This window comes from Serratia sp. NA_13 (genome assembly GCF_052691735.1).
This window is the reverse complement of the sequence record NZ_JBQZFV010000015.1, coordinates 39,723-60,282: the sequence shown is the minus strand read 5'-3', so window position 1 is coordinate 60,282 and position 20,560 is coordinate 39,723. Positions and strand designations below refer to the sequence as shown.

Here is a 20,560-nt window from a genome sequence, read left to right as displayed (position 1 = left end):
CCCAAGTTAATTATTATCCCGCCCTGTTAAATCTTATTAATTTTTTGCCGATAAGCCATTATGTGATTGCTTACGGATGGCTATTCCCTAAATGATGAAAAACATTCTCTTTTTATTCAGTGTAATACTGTTCAGTCCCTTCGTTTACGCCGGTGCCACCAGCGGACAAATCGGTGTCAGCCTGACTATTACCCCAAAGTGCAGCGTGCATATCGATGACTCAGTGCCTCAGGTAAAGTGCAGTGGTACGGCCAATAGTCAACCTAAAGTCACCCGCAGCCGGTTGCTGGCCGAAGGTGAAAATGAGCCTCACCAGGAACTGGTCACCGTCGAATGGTAACGATAAAAAACCCGCGAACCGGTGAGGTTGGCGGGTTTAATACTGTTGCAGGCAGGATCAGACGCTGAACGAGGATCCGCAACCGCAGGTGGTTTTAGCGTTCGGGTTGGTCACCACGAAGCGGGAGCCTTCCAGCCCTTCGGTATAATCGACTGAGCCACCGACCAGATATTGCAGGCTCATTGGGTCTACCACCAGCGCAACCCCCTGCTTCTCGATGGTCATGTCACCATCGTTGACCTTGTCGTCAAAAGTAAAGCCGTACTGGAATCCGCTGCAGCCGCCACCGGTAATATAAACCCGCAACTTCAGATCCGGATTTTCTTCATCAGCAATCAGGACTTTAACCTTGCTTGCTGCTGCCTCGGTAAATTGCAGGGGCAGTGCTGTTTCATCACTCATACTCTTTACTCCCAACATTGTTCTGCATCAGGCCGCTACAATGGCGACCGGATTAATGTTATTGATTATCTAATACCTGAGTGTCGCGTTCAAGTATTCACCGCATTTGTTGTATCTTCTTTACCTGTTTTATCTGCCGCTTCGCGCGCCAGCCTCGCTTCCTGACGCTATAAGGTACGGGCCAATATTGAGGAATACAACGGCTTACCTCCGAGGAACTGGGCCACCAGGGTAGCACCCAGGCAGGTAATAATCATTGGCAGTATCAGCTGGTAGTTATCGGTCATTTCCAACACCAGCACGATGCCGGTCAGGGCCGCACGCACCGTGGCAGAAAACAGAGCGCCCATACCGGCAATGGCAAAGGTACCGGCCTCGATGCAGTACGCGGGGAACAAATGGGCACCGGCCAGACCAAAGGCGGTACCAAACAGCCTACCCAGCGCCAGCATCGGCGCATTGAAAGCGGCAGAAAGGCCGGCCACCGCACCGGTAGCCAGCAACGAATGGCGTGTTTCAGTTTTATCGAACCGCCACGCCGAGCAAACCCGCCAGGGTTCCCACCAGCGCCGCCATGAGCAGGATCACCACCGGCGTTTTATCACGGCGCAGAAGCTGACGCACCGCGTCACTGCGTTTCAGGCGAGGAGCCCGCGCTAACGGCGGCTGTTGCTGTAATTCAGCCATAATGGGTTATTCATTAATGGAATTAAATGTAATACAAATAGGCCAGCCGATTATCCTAGCCTACCTGCCAACTGACCGCCCCTCAAAATAGGTATCTGTCTGTGATCGTTTCATATCGACGAACACTTCACTAGAATAGCGCGGTCAAATCATTCCAACAGAATCCAGGAGCCGATTTATGAGCTTACACAGCAAGTCCGAAAGTCTGTATGCCCAGGCAAAACAGGTAATCCCAGGCGGGGTTAACTCTCCGGTGCGTGCATTCAACGGCGTTGGCGGTGTGCCACTGTTTATCGAACGAGCGGACGGGGCTTACCTGTTCGACGTCGACGGCAAAGCCTATATCGACTACGTCGGTTCCTGGGGCCCAATGGTACTGGGACACAACCACCCGGCGATCCGCGACGCAGTCATTGAAGCGGCACAGCGTGGCCTGAGCTTTGGTGCCCCTACCGAAATGGAAGTCAAAATGGCGGAACTGGTCACCGAACTGGTGCCGACCATGGATATGGTACGCATGGTGAACTCAGGGACCGAAGCCACCATGAGTGCCATTCGCTTGGCGCGCGGCTATACCAACCGCGATAAAATCATCAAGTTTGAAGGCTGCTACCACGGCCACGCCGACTGCCTGCTGGTAAAAGCCGGCTCTGGCGCGCTCACTCTGGGCCAACCAAATTCCCCGGGCGTGCCGGCCGACTTTGCCAAGCACACCCTGACCTGCACCTTTAACGATCTGGACTCGGTACGCACCGCATTCGAACAGTACCCTTCCGAGATCGCCTGCATCATCGTCGAGCCGGTCGCCGGTAACATGAACTGCGTACCACCACTGCCGGAATTCCTGCCGGGCCTGCGCGCGCTGTGCGACAAGTACGGTGCGTTGCTGATTATCGATGAAGTCATGACCGGCTTCCGCGTGGCGCTGGCCGGGGCACAGGCTTATTACGATGTGGTGCCTGATCTCACCTGCCTGGGTAAAATTATCGGTGGCGGCATGCCTGTCGGCGCGTTTGGCGGCCGTCGTGAAGTGATGGCAGCGCTGGCCCCTACCGGCCCAGTCTATCAGGCAGGCACGCTGTCCGGTAACCCGATTGCGATGGCGGCTGGCTTTGCCTGCCTGACCGAAGTTTCGCAGGTGGGTGTCCACCAGACGCTGACCGAACTGACCGATATGCTGGCCAGCGGCCTGCTGCACGCGGCTAAAGAAGAAAACATCGCACTGGTGGTGAACCACGTTGGCGGTATGTTCGGCCTGTTCTTTACCGATGCGCCATCAGTCACCAGCTATCAGGACGTGATGCAGTGCGATGTAGAGCGCTTTAAGCGTTTCTTCCATCTGATGCTGGAGGAAGGGGTTTATCTGGCACCTTCGGCCTTCGAGGCCGGCTTTATGTCCATTGCTCACAGCAAAGAAGACATTCAGCGCACTATCGATGCCGCACGTCGCTGCTTCGCCAAGCTGTAAGTTTTGACTATCCAATAAAAACGGGCGCTAAGCGCCCGTTTTTATTTTCAAACTTTGCCGTCAGAGCAAGGTGCCGTAAATCGTCAGCAGTGCCACCACCACCACGATAATCATTGTCACCTTACGTGCCAGAGTTACCGCCGCTCGCGGGGTCTGTACCGGATCCATATGGGGGTCACGCGCCAGTGAGAACTGTGCCAGCCGCGTCAGCACCTGATACTGCGAAGAATGGAGATCGCCCAGCGATGCAAACCATGCCGGCAGTGCTCTCTCACCATGTCCAAACAGGGCGTAAGCCACGCCGGCCAGGCGCACCGGGATCCAGTCCAGCCAGCTCAACAGATGATCGATGCCCGACTGCGAACGCTCCAGCGGGGTATTATGGCGCGCCAACCAGGTTTGGTAAGCACGCAGGAAGGAGTAGCCCGCCAGCGCAATCGGCCCGTAAGGCCCGCAAACCACGAACCAGAACAGCGGAGCCAGATAATAACGGAAGTTAATCCACAGCAGCGCATTTTGCAGTTCACGCAGGCGTAGCTCTTCGCTGCAATCCACCGGCAAACCGTGGATCAGTGCCAACTCCTCCGCCATCTGGTCGCTGGCATGAACATCCCCCTGCCGCGCCGCTTTCAAATATGCGCGATAGTGTTTACGCTTGATGCCTGCACCCACGCACAGCAAATCTATAACAATCCACAGCAACAGCGTCACTACGCCGAAAAACAGCCCTTGAGACAGCCACAGAATGCCCCCGACCACCACCATCCAGGCCAGGGTCATCAGCAACGTCTGCGCCAGCGAGAACCGGTGCAACCGATGAAACACCACCTCCAGGCGATGGTCCAACTGCCAATGCTCACCCAGCTTGAACAAACGTTCCCACGCCAGAACCAGTAACAGCGTAAACAGCGTCATTAGCGACTCCTCTCCCTTTCCATTGTTCCAAGCATAGCGTCATCGGGCTTGCCGGGTTGTTCCAGAGATGCCAGATTACCCCCCGATCAAATATCTACCCTGGATCGGATTAATGCCAGATTAGCGACGCAACCATCGCGCTGCGGTGGTACAGATTGTTAACAAACCTCATTTCGTTACAGAATGTGTAGAGAGCGAAAAAGAAACAACCAGAAAAATCAATTTATTGATTTTTGGCTGATCACCACAAAGACAAAGCAGGAAAAACCACGTTTTTTCCTGCTTTGTCAGCAATCGAAACCATCGCGCTGCGGTGGTACTTATCATGGCAACAGAGTAGCATGTTCCCCCTACGTTCTTACCGTCCATTTCGGAGTTTTCTATGCCGACACGCCGCTACAGTGCCGACAGTCGCCGCACCGAGCTTCTTGAACGAATTGAAAGCGATATCCCCTATGCCGTTGCCCAGGCGCTGCGTGAAGACCTGGGTGGTGAAGTCGATGCCGAACGCGATATTACCGCGCAATTATTACCGGCCGACACCCATGCCGAAGCCACTATTATTACCCGCGAGCCCGGCATCTTTTGTGGCCAACGCTGGCTGAATGAAGTCTTCATTCAACTGGGTAACCAGGTGAAAGTGGAATGGCAGGTAGCGGACGGCGATAGCCTGCTCCCAGACCAGCCGCTCTGCAAACTGACCGGCCCGGCGCGGGTCTTGTTGACCGGTGAGCGCACCGCACTGAATTTTGTCCAGACGCTTTCCGGCGTAGCGACCGAAGTCAGCCGCTATGTGGCGCTGTTGCAGGGCACGCAAACCCGCCTGCTGGACACCCGCAAGACCCTGCCAGGGCTGCGCACCGCGCTGAAATATGCCGTGCTGTGCGGCGGCGGCAGTAACCATCGTCTGGGGCTTTCCGATGCCTTCCTTATCAAGGAAAACCACATCATTGCCTCCGGTTCAATTAAAAAGGCGGTCGAGAAGGCATTCTGGCTGCATGCCGACGTGCCGGTCGAAGTGGAAGTCGAATCGCTGGACGAACTGCAGCAGGCGCTGGATGCCGGTGCCGACATCGTCATGCTGGATAATTTCAGCGTCGAGATGATGCGTGCTGCCGTGGCGCAAACTCAGGGGCGTGCCCAACTGGAAGTTTCAGGTAACGTGACCAGTAAAACCCTGCGTACCTTCGCCGAAACCGGCGTGGACTACATCTCTGTTGGCGCCCTGACCAAACACGTGACCGCGCTCGATCTGTCAATGCGTTTTAAATAAACTCCGTCATCCCTACCTCCCTGTCCATCGGGGAGGTATTTTCCCGTCAGAATTGCGAAGCTCGCCTCATCCTTTTTCCCTCTGGTGCAATGCTGATTAATTGCTGTGGAACTGCAACGCAAAACAGCCATAACCCGCTCGAAGCCCACGCCCTGTACGCTTACCTTTGCTTCCACATTCACACGGAGGCAACAACAAATGGAAACACAGCGCGGTTTTACCCTGATTGAACTGATGGTGGTGATCGCCATTATCGCCATTCTGAGCGCCATAGGCATTCCCGCCTACCAGCGCTATATCCAAAAAGCAGCGATGACCGACATGCTGCAAACCATGACGCCGTATAAGCTGGCCGTTGAGCTATGCGTGCTCGACAGCGGTGCGCCCACTGGCTGTAATGCCGGTAGCAAAGGTATCCCTGCCGGTGACGCCTCACGTTACGTCAGCGCGGTTCAGGTCAACCAGGGGGTAATCTCTCTGACCGGTACGCAAACGCTGCAAGGGCTAACGGTCACTCTGACCCCGACCCAAAACGCCAGCGGACTGACACGCTGGACACGTCAGTGCACCAGCAGCAACGCCAATCTGCAGGAAACCTGCCAGGAAGTTTTCCGTTTTGACACCACCGCCACGGCGCCAACGCCATGAGTGCGGCAATCAGCGACGAAATCCATGCATTGTGCCGGCGTTACCAGGCGCTGGCGCTCAGCGAAGATGAGTACTGCCTGAATGTGGCTCTGACAGCGGAGGCACCACAGGCGCTGCTGTCGGCGCTGCGTTTCGCCACCGGCAAGCGTATTCATCTGGAACAGTGGCCGGCTGCCCGACTGGAAATGGAACTGGACCAACGGCAAATACAAGGCGATCGACTCCCGCCAGCAGTGCCGGAGGCACAGCCTGACGCGGCCTCGTTAAACGACGACAGTGACGCCCCCGTTGTGCAGTTTATCAATCAGACGCTGCGCATCGCCATTCAACGGCGTGCCTCGGATATTCATTTCGAGCCTTACCAACAGACGCTGCGTATCCGGCTACGTATCGACGGGGTACTGCAGGCGATAGCCTCACCGCCGTTCACGCTCGCCGCTCGTCTCACCGCCCGACTGAAGATCATGGGGCAGTTGGACATTGCCGAACGTCGCCTGCCGCAGGATGGCCAGCTCAGCGTGCTATTGGATAACGCCAGTTACTCAATGCGCATCGCCACTCTGCCCACACTACACGGCGAAAAAGTAGTGCTGCGGATCCTGCAAACCGAACGCCAGGAGCTGCCGCTGGATCGGCTGGGAATGGATCCGGCGGCATTAGCGGAGTTTGCCGCGGCATTGTCTTGTCCACAGGGTATGATCCTTGTCACCGGCCCGACCGGTAGCGGTAAAACCGTCACCCTGTACAGCGGCCTGCGTCAGTTGAATGATGCGCAAAGTAATTTATGCAGCGTCGAGGATCCGATCGAGATCCCGTTGTTCGGCGTTAATCAGACGCAAATTAATGCCAAAACCGATCTGGATTTTTCCCGCGTTTTACGCGCCTTGCTGCGACAAGATCCAGACGTGATCATGATCGGTGAAATCCGCGACAGGGAAACGGCAGAGATAGCGGTTAAAGCCGCGCAAACCGGCCATCTGGTGTTGTCCACATTACACACCAACTCCACCAGCGAAACCCTGACGCGCCTGACCCATATGGGTATTCCCGGCTATCTGATTGCCGCTGGCCTGAAGCTGGTGATCGCCCAGCGGCTGGTGCGCAAACTTTGCAGCCACTGCCGCTATCAGCAAAGCCAGCCGGTTCGGTTCCCCGCCGCAATTTGGGCCATACCCTTGTTGCCCTGGCAAGCCGACGGCTGCGAGCACTGCTTTGGCGGCTACTACGGCCGCATTGGGGTGTATGAATTGCTCACTATCACCCCAGAGGTGCAGACCGGTCTGTTACAGGGCGCAGCTCCTGGCCAACTGGCCGACATTGCCCAACAGCAAGGGCAGACAACGTTGCTGCAAGCCGGGTTAACACTCGTTTCGCAAGGTATCACCTCGCTGGAAGAGGTGTATCGCATTGTCGGTATCATTGCCGGTGAGAAAGTTCCGTGAAGGCGCAGCGCCTTTTCCTCTGGCAGGCGGTTGACCCACAGGGCCAACTGTGCGAGGGCGAACTGATGAGCAGCGAAAAAAATTTGGTCAGCCACTGGCTGATTGAACAAGGGCTGCAGCCCTGCCAGATTAACCGCGGGAAACGTATTGCTCCCAGTCAGTGGCACGGAGAACCCTTAATCCAGTTCACCCGTCAACTTGCCACCTTGCTACAGGCGGGGTTGCCGCTGGTCAGCGGGTTGCAATTGCTGGCGACGGAACACCCGTCTGCCGCCTGGCGCTGCCTGCTGCGAGACATCAGCGAACAGGTGCGACAAGGCCAACCCTTTTCCGAGGTCATCGCCGGGCAACATGCCATCTTTCCTCTGATATACCGCCAGTTGATCGCCATTGGGGAACTGACCGGTCACCTGGATGAGTGCTGTCGACAACTGGCCCAACAACAGGAAGCACAGCAAAAATTGCAAAAGAAAGTGGTTAAGGCGCTGCGTTATCCCTTGTTTATCTGCGCAGTTGCGCTGTTGGTGAGCATTCTGATGTTGGTCATGGTGCTGCCGGAATTTGCCGGCGTCTACCAGTCTTTCGATGCCCCACTGCCGTGGTTTACCCAGGGACTGCTGAACTTTTCCACCCAGTTGAGCCACGGCGGCCCCTGGCTGGCGGCGATACTGGGCTGCACGCTATTTGCCTATTTTCGCCAATTGCACCCGCAACCACACTGGCGCAGACGCGAACAGGCCGTATTGCTGCGCCTGCCGTTGATAGCTCAACTGATCAAAGGCGGTTGCCTGAGCCAAATATTCCGCATTCTGGCCATGACCCAACAGGCCGGGCTCACGCTGGTGGAAGGATTGAACGCCGCAGCGCTGTCGGTGGACAATCTGTTTTACCGTCAGGCGATGGAAAAGGTGCAGCAACAGATAGCGCAGGGCCAGACTTTCCACAGCGCGTTGGGGGAGCAGGCGCTTTTCCCCGCGCTTTGTCAGCAGTTAGTCCGGGTGGGCGAAGAATCAGGTTCGTTAGATACGCTGTTGGGCAAACTGGCGCTGTGGCATGAACAGCAAACTTTTGAGTTGGCCGATACGCTGGCGCAAACGCTGGAACCGATCTTGATGCTGGTGGTAGGCGGGATTGTCGGCACGCTGGTGATCGCCATGTATTTGCCGATATTCCAGTTGGGGAATGTTTTGGGTTAACGCTGGAGAACCCTGGGCACAGCATCATTAAGCTGCACCCGAGGTTTGGTCAGGCTGAAGCGAACCGGATTAGTTACTGCCGAATACGCGGTTTTCCTGCTCTGCTACACGGATGAAGGTGGTGCGTTTGGTCAGTTCTTTCAAACGCTCTGCACCAACATAAGTACAGGCGGAGCGCAGGCCACCCAGGATGTCACGGACGGTAAACTCAACCTCACCACGCAATGGCAGTTTGACGGTTTTGCCTTCGGCCGCACGGTACTGAGCAACACCGCCGACGTGGCGTTTCATCGCTGACTCGGAACTCATGCCGTAAAACAGCATGAATTTCTCACCGTTCTCTTCCACTACGGTACCTTCGCACTCATCATGACCCGCCAGCATGCCGCCCAGCATGACGAAGTCCGCGCCGCCACCAAAAGCTTTCGCTACGTCGCCCGGTACCGAACAGCCACCGTCGCTGACAATCTGGCCGCCCAGGCCGTGTGCCGCATCGGCGCACTCGATCACCGCAGACAGCTGCGGGTAACCCACGCCGGTTTTCACTCGGGTGGTGCAGACTGACCCTGGGCCAATCCCCACTTTGACGATATCGGCACCGGACAGGATCAACTCTTCTACCATTTCACCAGTGACTACGTTACCGGCACAGATTACGTGGTTCGGACAGGCTTCACGCGCTTTCTGCAAGAAGGCGACAAAATGCTCTGAGTAACCGTTGGCGACGTCGATGCAGATAAACTTCAGCCCCGGCGACAAGGCCAGAATTTGCTGCATCTTCACAAAGTCAGCTTCTGAAGTGCCGGTTGAGACCATAACGTGGCGCAGCACCGATGCCGGTACGCGCTGCACAAATGCGGCCCATTGTTCAAGGGTATAGTGTTTGTGTACAGCGGTGAGTACGTCGAAGGAAGCCAGGGCCTCTGCCATGCTGAATGTACCGACCGAGTCCATGTTAGCGGCGATAATAGGGACGCCGGACCAGCTCAAGCCGGAATGTTTGAAGGTAAACTGACGCTCCAGTTCAACTTCTGAGCGGCTTTTCAGCGTGGAGCGCTTAGGGCGAATCAGCACATCTTTAAAGCCTAACTTCAAATCTTCTTCAATACGCATGACTAATGATTTCCTGGTTTATGGCGACGGATCGCAAGAACGCAATGGCTTGAAAAGCGACGGGGTATAACCCTAAATAATTCGAGTTGCAGGAAGGCGGCAAGAGTGAGAGTCCCGATGAGCTTACTCACGTAAGTGATTCGGGTGAACACTCGCAGTCAACACACCTGCAGCTTGAAGAATGACGGGTATAGATTAATGCCAGTTCCAGTGACGCTATCATACGCGCTAAAAATCGCCGGACAAGACTGCGAATTCTCCTTTATTTACGCTACAATCCGACAAATTTACCTGCGAATGTGCAGTGTGACCGCCCGCTCATTTTCTCTTTCCGACTGCGTTTTTTATCACCGGACAGCGCAAGCTGCCAGACAAGCGCTGCCTGCTGACTTGCACTTCTGCGCGATCGCTTTATGATTCGTCTATTATTTTTTTATGAACATCAGGTGCATTCCCTACCATGGCCTACATTGTTGCGTTAACAGGGGGTATCGGCAGTGGTAAGTCGACCGTAGCAGACGCCTTTGCCCACCATGGCGTGACTGTGGTCGATGCAGACGTTATCGCCCGGCAAGTTGTCGAGCCTGGCACCCCAGCGTTGGCGGCTATCGCCAAACGTTTTGGTAATGAAATGTTGCAGCCTGGTGGCACGTTAAACCGCGCCGCACTCCGTCAGCGTATCTTCAGTAACGCTGATGAAAAGAGCTGGCTGAACCAACTGCTGCACCCGCTGATTCATCAGGAAACCCAACGCCAACTGGCGCAAGTGACCAGTCCTTATGCACTTTGGGTGGTTCCCTTGTTGGTTGAAAACAATCTGCAGGCACGCGCCGATCGCGTCCTGGTGGTCGACGTTGACAGTGAAACCCAGTTGGCCAGAACCATCGCCCGCGACGGTATCAGCCGTCAGCAGGCACAGAACATACTGTCCGCGCAGGTCACGCGCGAGCAGCGCCTGGCCGCTGCAGATGACATAATTGATAATAGCGGCACCGCTCAGGGGATAGAGCCATTGGTTGCCGCACTGCATCGCCGTTACCTTGAGCTGGCGGCATCAGCGACCCGACAGGATTAAACTGAATGAGTGATGTTTCCCCAAGCGTTCTTTTTGAACACCCGTTGAATGAAAAAATGCGCACCTGGTTGCGTATGGAGTTTTTACTGCAACAACTGCACGGCCAGCGGGCATTGAGTGAAACAGCCATTGCCCTGACCTTCTTCCGTACCGTCGCCGATCTGCTCGACGTGCTGGAACGCGGCGAAGTGCGAACTGAGTTACTGAAAGAGCTGGAACGGCAACAGCAAAAGCTGTTGGCCTGGGCCGATGTGCCAGGTGTCGATATGTCGCTGGTGGATCAGTTGCGTAGCCAGTTGAAACAGTGCGGGGCAGCATTGATGTCTGCTCCGCGTCTTGGCCAGTCGCTGCGTGAAGATCGGCTGATCAGCCTGGTGCGTCAACGCCTGAGCATCCCCGGTGGGTGTTGCAGTTTTGACTTGCCGACGCTGCACATGTGGATGCATGCCCCCCAGCAAGAACGTGATGATGACGTAGCCAAATGGCAGCAAACGCTGGAGCCATTGAACCAGGCGCTGACCATGGTGCTGGATCTGATCCGTCAGTCTGGGCAGTTTCGCAATCAGATCAGTTTGAACGGTTTCTTCCAGGATAACGCGGAAGGCGCCGATCTATTGCGCTTGCGCATCAATCTGGCACACCAACTTTATCCGCAGATTTCCGGCCATAAGACGCGCTATGCGATCCGCTTCCTGCCGCTGGACAGTGAGTTTGGCGTGGTACCGGAACGATTAACCTTTGAGTTGGCCTGTTGCTAAGCCAATGACATAAAAACCTTTCACGTGTTGGAAGGAAGTAAGGAACAGATATGACGACCGTAGTGAAATGCCCAACCTGTGGCAAAGGTGTAGTTTGGGGTGAAGTGAGCCCGTTCCGTCCGTTTTGCAGTAAACGCTGCCAGTTAATCGATTTGGGCGAGTGGGCCGATGAAGAGAAGCGCATTCCCAGCAACAGCGATCTGTCGGAAAGCGAAGAATGGAGTGAAAGACAAATCGGTCCGGAACCGATTTGAACGCTGCTCGCAGCGGCCCCGTAAGGGTGAGAATCATGGACGAGTCGAATAAGACGATCACTGATCTCCTCTGTAGCCCGGCTTACGCCGGGCCTTTTGCCTGACTACTGTGCAGCGTTCGCCTGTGCCACCAACAATTTGATAATACTGACATTGGCCTCTGGGAATTCCTCCTCCCGCAAATCAACCTGTTTCACCCAGCGCATAGGCTGGCCTTCACGGCCAAAGGGTTCACCCGCCCACCCCTCCACCAGATAAAAATTTAGCGTCACGATACGATCGCTAAAACGGTGCTCAAGCACTTCCAGTAACTCTGCACGCTCGGTTTCAATACCTGTTTCTTCCTGCAACTCACGGTGAAGTGCCTGCTCCGGCGTCTCCCCCGGCTCAATCTTGCCGCCTGGAAACTCCCAGAAACCGGCCATATGCGAATCGGCGGCGCGTCGGGTAATAAAGATTTCCTGCTGGGCGTTTCGAATGATGCCAACGGCGATGTTCAGATGTTTCATCGCATCCTCCTGATTGATTCATCGGGGCACGGGCTTCACCCCAAAAAACAGGGGCTCAGCACGCTGAACCCCTGGGTTTTATTGATTAAACATTGCCAGTCTTAGTTCTGCAGACGGCCGTGGCACTGTTTGTATTTTTTACCGGAACCGCATGGGCAAGGATCATTACGCCCTACTTTACGTTCTGCCGTTGCCGGCGCATTCGGATCTTCGGTAACCAGCGCATTTTCTTCATAATGGCTCAGTTGTTGCTGCTTGGCCAGGCGCTCGGCCTCTTCACGACGCTGCAGCTCCAGCGCTTCAACCTCTTCCGGCATCCGCACCTGTACCTTGCTCAGTACGCTGATCACTTCATGTTTCAGCGATTCCAGCATGGTGGCAAACATGTTGAAGGACTCGCGCTTGTACTCCTGCTTAGGATCTTTCTGCGCATAACCACGCAGATGGATGCCCTGACGCAGGTAGTCCATCGCCGCCAGATGCTCTTTCCACAGGGAATCCAGTGTCTGCAGCATCACTCCCTTCTCGAAGTTGCGCATCATCTCGACGCCAACCACTTCTTCTTTACGCTGGTACTCTTCTTTAGCCTTTTCCAGAATACGCTCACGGAGAGTTTCTTCGTGCAGCTCAGGCTCTTTGTCCAACCATTCAGCGATTGGCATATCCAGATCGAAGTCGTTTTTCAGGCGCTCCGTCAGCCCCTGAACATCCCACTCTTCTTCCAGCGATTCTGGCTGAATGTAGCCGTCGATAGTGGTCTTGAACACGTCTTCACGGATGCTGGTGATGGTTTCGCTAACGTCAGACACGTCCAACAGTTCGTTACGCTGGCTGTAGATAGCGCGGCGCTGATCGTTGGCTACGTCATCGTATTCCAGCAATTGTTTACGAATGTCAAAGTTGCGACTTTCCACTTTACGCTGTGCGTTGGCAATCGCCTTGGTGACCCATGGGTGCTCAATGGCCTCACCTTCTTTCATACCCAGTTTACGCATCATGCTGGAAACGCGATCCGAGGCGAAAATACGCATCAGAGCATCTTCCATCGACAGGTAGAAGCGGGATGAACCGGCGTCCCCCTGACGACCAGAACGGCCACGCAACTGGTTATCGATACGGCGTGATTCATGGCGCTCGGTACCAATGATGTGCAGACCACCTGCAGCCAGTACCGCATCATGGCGGATTTTCCAGGCTGCTTTAATTTCAGCAATTTGCTCTTCAGTCGGATCCTCCAACTGTTCAATCTCGACCTGCCAACTGCCGCCCAGCACGATATCGGTACCACGACCCGCCATGTTGGTGGCGATAGTGACCGCACGGCTTTGGCCGGCCTGAGCTACGATGTCCGCTTCCATGGCGTGGAATTTGGCGTTCAGAACCTTGTGTTCGATACCGGCTTTGGTCAGCTCGCGAGAAACCACTTCGGATTTTTCAATCGAGATAGTCCCCACCAACACCGGTTGCCCGTTGACGGTACGTTCACGGATATCTTCAATGATGGCACCAATCTTCTCCAGCTCGGTCATGTAGACCAGATCCGGCATGTCCTTACGGATCATCGGACGGTTAGTCGGCACCACTATGGTATCGAGCTTGTAGATAGAGCTGAATTCAAAGGCTTCGGTGTCGGCGGTACCGGTCATCCCCGCCAGCTTCTCGTACAGACGGAAGTAGTTCTGGAAGGTGATGGAGGCCAGCGTCTGGTTCTCGTTCTGGATTTCCACGCCTTCTTTGGCTTCCACCGCCTGATGCAGACCATCAGACCAGCGACGGCCCTGCATGGTACGGCCGGTGTGTTCGTCAACGATAATGACTTCACCGTCTTTTACGATGTAGTCAACGTCACGGGTAAACAGCACGTGGGCACGCAGAGCAGCGGTCACATGGTGCATCAGCATGATGTTGGTCGGGGAGTACAGTGACTCACCGTCATCCATGATGCCAGCTTCCATCAGCATTTCTTCGATCAGGATCAGACCGCGTTCGGTCAGGTGCACCTGGCGCGCTTTCTCGTCAACCGAGAAGTGGCCTTCGCCCTGGAAGGAATCGGAATCTTCTTTTTCCTGACGGATCAGTTTAGGGATCAGCTTGTTGACCTTGATATACATCTCGGAGCTGTCTTCAGCCGGACCGGAGATAATCAACGGGGTACGCGCTTCATCGATCAGGATAGAGTCAACCTCATCCACCAACGCATAGTGCAGCTTGCGCTGAACTCGCTCTTCCGGACTGAACGCCATGTTGTCGCGCAGGTAGTCGAAGCCGTATTCGTTGTTGGTGCCGTAGGTAATGTCGGCGGCATAAGCTTCGCGCTTGGCCGGTGCCGGCATACCTGGCAGGTTGATACCGATGCTCAGGCCGAGGAACTCGAACAGTGGGCGGTTATTTTCGGCGTCACGCTGTGCCAGATAGTCGTTCACTGTCACCACGTGCACGCCACGGCCGCTCAGGGCGTTCAGATAGGCCGGCAGGGTTGCGGTCAGGGTTTTACCTTCACCGGTACGCATCTCTGCGATACAGCGATCGTTCAGTACCATACCACCCAACAGCTGCACGTCGAAGTGACGCATGCCAAACACGCGCTTGCTCGACTCGCGCACTACGGCGAAGGCTTCCGGCAGCAGGTTTTCCAGCACTTCACCCTTTTCCAGGCGCGCGCGGAACTCGTTGGTCTTGGCTTTCAGTTCGTCATCGGACAGTTTTTCCATGTCCGGTTCCATCTGATTGATCTGCTCAACCGCTTTACGCATGCGACGCAGTGTACGATCGTTACGGCTACCAAAAACTTTGGTCAATAATTTCACTAACATGATGTTTGATATCTCTGTCATGACAGCCAACACAGGCCGTCAATTTGCTGTTATTTTTAGGTTTTTTTGTCGCCCGACGGGCAAGAAATCAGCTTAAGGCTACGGGTCCGGCGCGAATGCCCTGCACCTGTGCCAGCCACAGCCCCGTCTGATGCTGCGCAAAGGCAGGCAGCACGGCATGGTGGGTATTACGAATGATGGTCGGCGGCTTCGACTCATGCGTCAGCAGCGCGTTGAGAGTAGAAAGCAGCGCCAGTTGCGCTACCTGTAATGGGGGTTCGGTCGCTTCCGCTTCTCTTTCCAGCGCTCGCGCGAAAACCGCCTGCGGTGCAAGAGCAAAAGAAAGGTGACGAATGACGGTGCGAAGCGCATGCTGGTGCCAATAATCGACATTGAAAGTCGGCCGGCGATGCGCTTCCTGCAGTAATGCCAGGCTATTAAAGGCACCGCTGACGGAATTTTGCCGGTTCAGGCTGGATGAAGTGCTCGGCAGAGCGGCTTGATCAGTGCTGCCGGACAGATTTGTAGGTACGCCAAGCGTGGCCGCGACCATCCCTAACAGGAGATGGGGCCAGAAATAACGTCTGCCAAATTGTCGCCAACGATTTAGAATACCGATCACGAGTTTATTATCCGCCGGAGCCCATTATGCGCGATAGCCGTCCACAATTATTAGATTCCCTGTTTGACGACGCTAACACAGAAGACAAAGGCCCGCTGCATAACGTCCAGCAACGCGCAGTGGCGCTGCTAAAGCTTAACCGTGCAGTGAAAGGCGTGTTACCGGCTCAACTGCATCCCTGGTGCCGCGTCGCAAATTTCCGACAGGGTATTTTAGTGCTAGAAACGGCAAATGCCAGCTGGATGATGCGTCTACGCTACGAACAACCGGCTTTATTATCTGCACTACGAGCGCAAATTCTACCATCATTGTCGTCGATCGACATCAGGATTAATCCGGCCTTGATGGCAAAAGGGAGCAACCTTGTGCAGAACGCCGCAAAAACCGCAGGAAACACGCAGGCGAAGGTACCTATGCGTCATCTGAGTCAGGAAAGTGCTGAGGAATTAAGGGGATTGGCAACGCGTTGCCCAGAAAAACTGCGCAAAATATTGGAACGACTGGCGTCGCTGGCCGGAGAAGGTGCCAACGCTACCAGTCGTGATAAGTAATCAGCAGTATCTACCCTTCATACTTCAAGCTGCATCTTTGTTGGCTGCGTTTTCTCACCCGAATCACTGACTTGAGTCAGCTCATCGGGTTTCGCTCACTTGCCGCCACGATGCAACTCCAATTACTGTGGGTATAGGCTTATGCCAATACGGTGGACGGGGCTTTGAATGCCAAAGGCATTTCGGCTTCGTCCTGGAAGGTGACAAATTCCCACGCTTCCTGTTTCGCCAGAACCGCTTGCAGCAGTTTGTTGTTCAGCGCATGGCCAGACTTGTACGCGGTGAACGCGCCAATGATGTTATGGCCGCACATGAACAGGTCGCCGATGGCGTCCAGCATTTTGTGGCGTACGAATTCGTCTTCAAAGCGCAGGCCGTCTTCGTTCAGAACGCGGTAATCATCCACCACGATAGCGCAGTCAAAGCTGCCACCCAGCGCCAGGCCACGTGACTGTAAATACTCGATGTCACGCATAAAACCGAAGGTACGCGCACGGCTGATTTGACGCACGAACGAGTCGGCAGAGAAATCAAGGCGGTAGCGTTGCGTACTGGCATCGATAGCCGGGTGATTGAAGTCGATGGTGAAGTCCAGGCGGAACCCGTTATGCGGGGACAGCTCGGCCCACTTGTCGCCATCTTCAACACGCACGGTGTCTTTCAGACGCAGGAATTTCTTCGCAGAGTTCAGTTCTTCAATGCCGGCATCCAGCAACAGGAAGACGAACGGGCTGGCACTGCCATCCATGATAGGAATTTCGGCGGCGTCAACTTCGATAACGATGTTGTCGATACCCAAGCCAGCCAGCGCGGCATTAAGATGCTCAACGGTAGAAATACGCACGTCATGCTCGTTCACCAGGCAGGTGCAGAGCATGGTATCACGCACGGATTTTGCATCAGCCGGAAAATCAACCGGGGGATTCAAGTCAGTGCGACGATAGATGACCCCGGTATTAGCCGCCGCGGGGCGCATTGTCAGCGTGACTTTCTTGCCGGTATGCAAACCGACACCAGTCGCCTGAACAATACGTTTTAATGTCCGTTGTTTGATCATCGTTTTATCTCGCAATGTTATCAATCCTACCGACCAAGTATACAGCATGGCCGGCGGGACATTTTAGCACAAAGAGCGGAGATTCCAAATTCTCAGGATATTCTTAGTCTGCCTGCTTGCGCAGGAAGGCAGGAATATCGAGATAGTCGGGCTCTTTATTAGGCTGCGCAGTCGGATCGTTAACTACCTTGGCGGCAGGTTTCACTTCCTGCGGCAACGGCGACATGCCGTGCTGCTGGTAGCGATGATCCATCACTGGCTGGCTGGCCTGTTTGTTGGTCACCAGAGTGATTTCCGGACGTTTGTCCATGCCGATACCGGTCGCAACCACGGTCACGCGCAGTTCGTCGTTCATTTCCGGATCCAGCGAGGTACCGATAACTACGGTCGCATTGTCGGAAGCGAAAGCACGAATGGTGTTACCCACGGTTTCGAACTCATCCAAACGCAGGTCGAAACCAGCGGTGATGTTGACCAGAACGCCGCGAGCGCCGGACAGGTCGATGTCTTCCAGCAGTGGGCTGGAGATCGCCATTTCCGCTGCTTCTTCGGCACGGTCTTCACCACAGGCAACGCCAGAACCCATCATCGCGTAGCCCATTTCGGACATTACGGTGCGCACGTCGGCGAAGTCGACGTTCATCAGGCCCGGACGAGTGATCAGTTCGGCAATACCCTGCACCGCGCCTTTGAGCACGTCGTTAGCCGCGCCGAACGCGTCCAGCAGAGAAATACCGCGCCCCAGAACTTTCAACAGCTTGTCGTTCGGGATAGTGATCAGTGAGTCCACATGTTTGGACAACTCTGCAATACCCTGCTCAGCGAACGCCATGCGTTTCTTGCCTTCAAAATTGAAAGGCTTGGTAACCACGGCCACTGTCAGAATACCCAGATCTTTAGCAACTTCTGCGACGACTGGCGCTGCACCGGTACCGGTACCGCCGCCCATGCCGGCTGCAATGAAGACCATGTCTGCACCATCGAGTGCGGCACGCAAGGCTTCACGGTCTTCTTCCGCTGAATTGCGACCCACTTCAGGGTTCGCGCCCGCACCCAGACCTTTGGTAATACCGCTACCGATCTGGATGGTTTGGCCAACTGCCGTTTTACGAAGCGCCTGAGCGTCTGTATTAACGGCGAAGAATTCAACACCTTCGATGCGCTCGCGCACCATGTGCTCAACGGCGTTGCCACCGCCACCGCCGACGCCGATGACTTTAATCACCGCGTCATTGGTTAGTTCCATTGGTTCAAACATAGTTTCTCTCCGTTTTGTGCCTGTCGCTGCGAGATCATAAAAAGATTACTCAGCATGATCTCTTTGTTGAAACATTAAAACTCTTTTCTCAGCCAGCTATTGATACGTTTAAACCAATTGCCCACCGAGGCGCGTTTTTCTACTTCTGCCTCACCGCTCAGGTGAGACTCTTTTCCATAGTGCAGCAGACCTACCGCCGTAGAGTAGTAAGGCTCCTGCGCATAATCCGTCAGACCCGTGATGTTCAAGGGTTGGCCGATGCGTACCTGGGTATGGAACACCCGTTGCGCACAAGCTGCCAGGCCATCAATCTGAGCGGCGCCACCGGTCAGCACAATACCCGCTGCCAGATGATGCTTCACCCCTTGCTGACGCAGTTGCTCCTGCAATTGCAAAATCTCATCGTTAACCAGATTCAACAGTTCGGTGTAGCGTGGCTCAATAACTTCAGCCAGTGTCTGTCTTTGCAGACTACGAGGAGGACGCCCCCCAACGCTTGGCACCTCTACACTTTCATCCTTGCTAACAATCGACCCAAGCGCACAGCCGTGTCGAACCTTGATCGCTTCCGCATCTGTCGGCGGTGTGCCGAAGGCGTAGGCGATATCGCTGGTGACCACGTTCCCGGCGTAAGGGATCACTTTGGTGTGGCGCAACGCACCGCCGGTGTACACCGCCATATCCATGGTGCCGCCGCCGATATCCACCACACAAACGCCGAGTTCGCGCTCATCTTCGGTCAGTACCGCATAGCTGGCGGCCAGACCGGCGAAAATAAGTTGGTCTACTTTCAGACCGCAACGTTCTACTGCCTTGACGATGTTCTTTGCCATATCGTTATGACAGGTGATCAGGTGCACCTTGGCTTGCATACGCACGCCGGACAACCCAACCGGGTTTTTGATGCCTTCCTGATAATCGATAGCGTATTCCTGAGGGATGACGTGCAGGATGCGGTGTTCATCACGTACGCGTACCGATTTGGCGGTATGCACTACGTTCTCCACGTCGTCCTGCGTCACTTCCTCTTCGGAAATAGGAACCATCCCTATTTCGTTCTGGCAGCTGATGTGTTTACCCGATAATGCGAGGTAAACCGAAGAAATCTGACAATCAGCCATCAGTTCAGCCTGATCGATAGCGCGCTGTACGCACTTCACTACCGACTCCAGGTCGTTAACGCCACCCTTATCCATACCGCGAGACGGGCAACTGCCCACCCCGATAATGTTGACCATGCCATCGGGCAGAACTTCCCCTACCAATGCGGAGACTTTTGCAGTACCGATCTCCAGTCCAACTACCAGTTTTCTGTCCGTCGACTTGATCATTGTTGTTTTGCCTGTGCCTGATTCTGTTGCTGATTACTGTTTTGCTGATCGCCTGCTGCCTGCGGGTCGATTAACACTGGGGCCCAACCTACCGATGCACCGGCCTCATAGCGTAAGTCGACATAGCTGACTCGCTTGCTTTCTGCCTGCCCCTGCTGCTGCAATACCGGATAAAGCTCGATAAAGCGCTGCAGGCGTCCGGTGCGATCGTCGCGTCCCAGCTCCAGCCGAACATCATTATCCAAAGCCAGCTGCCAGGAGTGGCGAGCACTCATGGCTGCCATTTTCAGCGTATATTTGCTGGCCGCTAACATGCTGCTCATGGTCCGATATCCGTCCAGAACATCCTGTTCGCTCCCTTCCGGGCCATAAAGCAACGGCAACTTCTGTTTGCCAATTCGTTCTGCCGGCACGCTGAAGGATTTGCCTTCGGCGTCCACCATGTGCAAATCATTCCAGCGCGCTACCGGAACATATTCCACCAGGTGGATTTTCAGCTCGTCCGGCCACTGTTTGCGTACGCTGGCCTGCTTGATCCACGGTAGGCGTTCAATCTGTTGCTGGATGATATCGACATCCTGCGTCATGAAAGTACCCGGCGATCCCAGCGCCAGGATCGCCTGGCGAATATCGTCGTTGGTGGTGTAATGGCGTTCACCGGTCACCACCAGTCGCGACAGCGGCAGGCGGCTGGCGTCTTTCATCCAGCCAATCACCGCCCAGCCACTCCACAGGACCGTTCCCAACACCATCAGCAGGAAAACCATTCCCGCCAACTGGGTTCCATTGCTGCGGCGCGGGTTGTTATCCACCTCGCGTTCACGCGCATTCAGGGCAGCTTGCGACAT

General features: G+C 55.1%; 21 protein-coding genes and 1 pseudogene. 10 read left to right on the top strand and 12 right to left on the bottom strand.

Features of this window, described 5'->3' with window-relative positions; all coding sequences use genetic code 11:
- The first annotated feature begins 91 nt into the window (after nucleotides 1-91).
- The gene (locus ACUTSU_RS18445; RefSeq protein ID WP_445651397.1) at nucleotides 92-340 is read left to right on the top strand and encodes a hypothetical protein; all 249 of its coding nucleotides are present in this window, start codon (nucleotides 92-94) and stop codon (nucleotides 338-340) included.
- 57 nt (nucleotides 341-397) lie between these two features.
- Here ACUTSU_RS18445 and erpA read toward each other — a convergent pair whose 3' ends face one another.
- The 3 genes and pseudogenes from erpA to ACUTSU_RS18430 form a co-directional block, all read right to left on the bottom strand.
- Nucleotides 398-742: an iron-sulfur cluster insertion protein ErpA gene (gene erpA, locus ACUTSU_RS18440; RefSeq protein WP_012005231.1), complete on the bottom strand. Its 345-nt coding sequence runs from the start codon at nucleotides 740-742 to the stop codon at nucleotides 398-400.
- A gap of 89 nt (nucleotides 743-831) precedes the next feature.
- A pseudogene (locus ACUTSU_RS18435) lies at nucleotides 832-1,224 on the bottom strand (chloride channel protein); the annotation flags it as partial.
- Between the two features lie 40 nt (nucleotides 1,225-1,264).
- On the bottom strand, nucleotides 1,265-1,429 hold the full coding sequence (locus tag ACUTSU_RS18430; RefSeq protein ID WP_445654546.1) for a hypothetical protein: 165 nt from the start codon (nucleotides 1,427-1,429) through the stop codon (nucleotides 1,265-1,267).
- Nucleotides 1,430-1,607: 178 nt separating this feature from the next.
- Between ACUTSU_RS18430 and hemL the strand changes: the two genes are divergently transcribed.
- Nucleotides 1,608-2,897, top strand: a complete 1,290-nt coding sequence (hemL, locus tag ACUTSU_RS18425) for a glutamate-1-semialdehyde 2,1-aminomutase (protein ID WP_174354278.1) — start codon at nucleotides 1,608-1,610, stop codon at nucleotides 2,895-2,897.
- A gap of 60 nt (nucleotides 2,898-2,957) precedes the next feature.
- Here the strand turns inward: hemL and ampE are convergent, their stop codons facing one another.
- The gene (gene ampE / locus ACUTSU_RS18420) at nucleotides 2,958-3,812 is read right to left on the bottom strand and encodes a beta-lactamase regulator AmpE (RefSeq protein WP_445651395.1); all 855 of its coding nucleotides are present in this window, start codon (nucleotides 3,810-3,812) and stop codon (nucleotides 2,958-2,960) included.
- Nucleotides 3,813-4,194: 382 nt separating this feature from the next.
- On the opposite strand from ampE, the gene nadC reads away from it, so the two are divergent.
- The 4 genes from nadC to hofC all read left to right on the top strand — a co-directional run bounded on the left by nadC (nucleotide 4,195) and on the right by hofC (nucleotide 8,371).
- The gene (gene nadC, locus ACUTSU_RS18415; protein ID WP_445654545.1) at nucleotides 4,195-5,085 is read left to right on the top strand and encodes a carboxylating nicotinate-nucleotide diphosphorylase; all 891 of its coding nucleotides are present in this window, start codon (nucleotides 4,195-4,197) and stop codon (nucleotides 5,083-5,085) included.
- 198 nt (nucleotides 5,086-5,283) lie between these two features.
- The gene (gene ppdD / locus ACUTSU_RS18410) at nucleotides 5,284-5,733 is read left to right on the top strand and encodes a prepilin peptidase-dependent pilin (RefSeq protein WP_445651393.1); all 450 of its coding nucleotides are present in this window, start codon (nucleotides 5,284-5,286) and stop codon (nucleotides 5,731-5,733) included.
- Nucleotides 5,730-7,175, top strand: a complete 1,446-nt coding sequence (gene gspE, locus ACUTSU_RS18405; protein WP_445651392.1) for a type II secretion system protein GspE — start codon at nucleotides 5,730-5,732, stop codon at nucleotides 7,173-7,175. The genes ppdD and gspE overlap by 4 nt, the downstream gene beginning before the upstream one ends.
- Nucleotides 7,172-8,371, top strand: a complete 1,200-nt coding sequence (hofC, locus tag ACUTSU_RS18400; RefSeq protein ID WP_445651391.1) for a protein transport protein HofC — start codon at nucleotides 7,172-7,174, stop codon at nucleotides 8,369-8,371. The genes gspE and hofC overlap by 4 nt, the downstream gene beginning before the upstream one ends.
- Nucleotides 8,372-8,440: 69 nt before the next feature.
- Here the strand turns inward: hofC and ACUTSU_RS18395 are convergent, their stop codons facing one another.
- Nucleotides 8,441-9,484: a GMP reductase gene (locus ACUTSU_RS18395; RefSeq protein ID WP_012005223.1), complete on the bottom strand. Its 1,044-nt coding sequence runs from the start codon at nucleotides 9,482-9,484 to the stop codon at nucleotides 8,441-8,443.
- A gap of 460 nt (nucleotides 9,485-9,944) precedes the next feature.
- Between ACUTSU_RS18395 and coaE the strand changes: the two genes are divergently transcribed.
- The 3 genes from coaE to yacG are packed head-to-tail and all read left to right on the top strand — an operon-like array spanning nucleotide 9,945 to nucleotide 11,571.
- Entirely contained in the window at nucleotides 9,945-10,559 is a 615-nt protein-coding gene (gene coaE, locus ACUTSU_RS18390) for a dephospho-CoA kinase (protein ID WP_445654544.1), read from the top strand.
- Nucleotides 10,560-10,564: 5 nt separating this feature from the next.
- Nucleotides 10,565-11,317 carry a cell division protein ZapD gene (gene zapD, locus ACUTSU_RS18385; RefSeq protein ID WP_445651389.1) on the top strand — a complete coding sequence of 251 codons (753 nt, stop codon included), beginning with the start codon at nucleotides 10,565-10,567 and terminating at the stop codon, nucleotides 11,315-11,317.
- Between the two features lie 50 nt (nucleotides 11,318-11,367).
- Nucleotides 11,368-11,571, top strand: coding sequence for a DNA gyrase inhibitor YacG (gene yacG, locus ACUTSU_RS18380; RefSeq protein ID WP_112348023.1), 204 nt, complete (start codon nucleotides 11,368-11,370; stop codon nucleotides 11,569-11,571).
- A gap of 104 nt (nucleotides 11,572-11,675) precedes the next feature.
- On the opposite strand, the gene mutT is transcribed toward yacG, so the two are convergent.
- The 3 genes from mutT to secM form a co-directional block, all read right to left on the bottom strand.
- Complete coding sequence (gene mutT / locus ACUTSU_RS18375) at nucleotides 11,676-12,080, bottom strand: 8-oxo-dGTP diphosphatase MutT (RefSeq protein ID WP_445651388.1); 405 nt, start codon at nucleotides 12,078-12,080, stop codon at nucleotides 11,676-11,678.
- Between the two features lie 101 nt (nucleotides 12,081-12,181).
- A complete protein-coding gene (gene secA, locus ACUTSU_RS18370) occupies nucleotides 12,182-14,893 on the bottom strand; it encodes a preprotein translocase subunit SecA (protein WP_445651387.1) in 2,712 nt (903 codons plus the stop codon).
- Nucleotides 14,894-14,981: 88 nt separating this feature from the next.
- Complete coding sequence (secM, locus tag ACUTSU_RS18365) at nucleotides 14,982-15,515, bottom strand: secA translation cis-regulator SecM (RefSeq protein ID WP_445654543.1); 534 nt, start codon at nucleotides 15,513-15,515, stop codon at nucleotides 14,982-14,984.
- Nucleotides 15,516-15,541: 26 nt separating this feature from the next.
- Here secM and ACUTSU_RS18360 point away from each other — a divergent pair, with 26 nt between their 5' ends.
- Nucleotides 15,542-16,066 carry a DUF721 domain-containing protein gene (locus ACUTSU_RS18360; RefSeq protein ID WP_445654542.1) on the top strand — a complete coding sequence of 175 codons (525 nt, stop codon included), beginning with the start codon at nucleotides 15,542-15,544 and terminating at the stop codon, nucleotides 16,064-16,066.
- A 139-nt stretch (nucleotides 16,067-16,205) separates the two neighbouring features.
- Here ACUTSU_RS18360 and lpxC read toward each other — a convergent pair whose 3' ends face one another.
- The 4 genes from lpxC to ftsQ form a co-directional block, all read right to left on the bottom strand.
- Entirely contained in the window at nucleotides 16,206-17,123 is a 918-nt protein-coding gene (gene lpxC / locus ACUTSU_RS18355; RefSeq protein ID WP_017891607.1) for a UDP-3-O-acyl-N-acetylglucosamine deacetylase, read from the bottom strand.
- Nucleotides 17,124-17,226: 103 nt separating this feature from the next.
- The gene (ftsZ, locus tag ACUTSU_RS18350) at nucleotides 17,227-18,381 is read right to left on the bottom strand and encodes a cell division protein FtsZ (RefSeq protein WP_004950150.1); all 1,155 of its coding nucleotides are present in this window, start codon (nucleotides 18,379-18,381) and stop codon (nucleotides 17,227-17,229) included.
- Between the two features lie 74 nt (nucleotides 18,382-18,455).
- Nucleotides 18,456-19,712 (bottom strand): cell division protein FtsA, encoded by a 1,257-nt coding sequence (gene ftsA / locus ACUTSU_RS18345; protein ID WP_445651384.1) that lies wholly within the window; start codon nucleotides 19,710-19,712, stop codon nucleotides 18,456-18,458.
- Nucleotides 19,709-20,560, bottom strand: a complete 852-nt coding sequence (gene ftsQ, locus ACUTSU_RS18340) for a cell division protein FtsQ (RefSeq protein ID WP_099063078.1) — start codon at nucleotides 20,558-20,560, stop codon at nucleotides 19,709-19,711. Before ftsQ ends, ftsA begins: the two co-directional genes overlap by 4 nt.

Bases quoted from the DNA above. Each gene is read 5' to 3' on its own strand.
- mutT (WP_445651388.1), bottom strand. From the start codon at position 12,080: ATGAAACATCTGAACATCGCCGTTGGCATCATTCGAAACGCCCAGCAG.
- ampE (WP_445651395.1), bottom strand. From the start codon at position 3,812: ATGACGCTGTTTACGCTGTTACTGGTTCTGGCGTGGGAACGTTTGTTC.
- coaE (WP_445654544.1), top strand. From the start codon at position 9,945: ATGGCCTACATTGTTGCGTTAACAGGGGGTATCGGCAGTGGTAAGTCG.
- ACUTSU_RS18430 (WP_445654546.1), bottom strand. From the start codon at position 1,429: ATGGCTGAATTACAGCAACAGCCGCCGTTAGCGCGGGCTCCTCGCCTG.
- zapD (WP_445651389.1), top strand. From the start codon at position 10,565: ATGAGTGATGTTTCCCCAAGCGTTCTTTTTGAACACCCGTTGAATGAA.
- erpA (WP_012005231.1), bottom strand. From the start codon at position 742: ATGAGTGATGAAACAGCACTGCCCCTGCAATTTACCGAGGCAGCAGCA.
- ppdD (WP_445651393.1), top strand. From the start codon at position 5,284: ATGGAAACACAGCGCGGTTTTACCCTGATTGAACTGATGGTGGTGATC.
- yacG (WP_112348023.1), top strand. From the start codon at position 11,368: ATGACGACCGTAGTGAAATGCCCAACCTGTGGCAAAGGTGTAGTTTGG.
- ftsZ (WP_004950150.1), bottom strand. From the start codon at position 18,381: ATGTTTGAACCAATGGAACTAACCAATGACGCGGTGATTAAAGTCATC.
- ftsA (WP_445651384.1), bottom strand. From the start codon at position 19,712: ATGATCAAGTCGACGGACAGAAAACTGGTAGTTGGACTGGAGATCGGT.
- lpxC (WP_017891607.1), bottom strand. From the start codon at position 17,123: ATGATCAAACAACGGACATTAAAACGTATTGTTCAGGCGACTGGTGTC.
- secA (WP_445651387.1), bottom strand. From the start codon at position 14,893: ATGTTAGTGAAATTATTGACCAAAGTTTTTGGTAGCCGTAACGATCGT.
- ACUTSU_RS18395 (WP_012005223.1), bottom strand. From the start codon at position 9,484: ATGCGTATTGAAGAAGATTTGAAGTTAGGCTTTAAAGATGTGCTGATT.
- ACUTSU_RS18360 (WP_445654542.1), top strand. From the start codon at position 15,542: ATGCGCGATAGCCGTCCACAATTATTAGATTCCCTGTTTGACGACGCT.
- gspE (WP_445651392.1), top strand. From the start codon at position 5,730: ATGAGTGCGGCAATCAGCGACGAAATCCATGCATTGTGCCGGCGTTAC.
- hemL (WP_174354278.1), top strand. From the start codon at position 1,608: ATGAGCTTACACAGCAAGTCCGAAAGTCTGTATGCCCAGGCAAAACAG.
- ftsQ (WP_099063078.1), bottom strand. From the start codon at position 20,560: ATGTCGCAAGCTGCCCTGAATGCGCGTGAACGCGAGGTGGATAACAAC.
- nadC (WP_445654545.1), top strand. From the start codon at position 4,195: ATGCCGACACGCCGCTACAGTGCCGACAGTCGCCGCACCGAGCTTCTT.
- ACUTSU_RS18445 (WP_445651397.1), top strand. From the start codon at position 92: ATGATGAAAAACATTCTCTTTTTATTCAGTGTAATACTGTTCAGTCCC.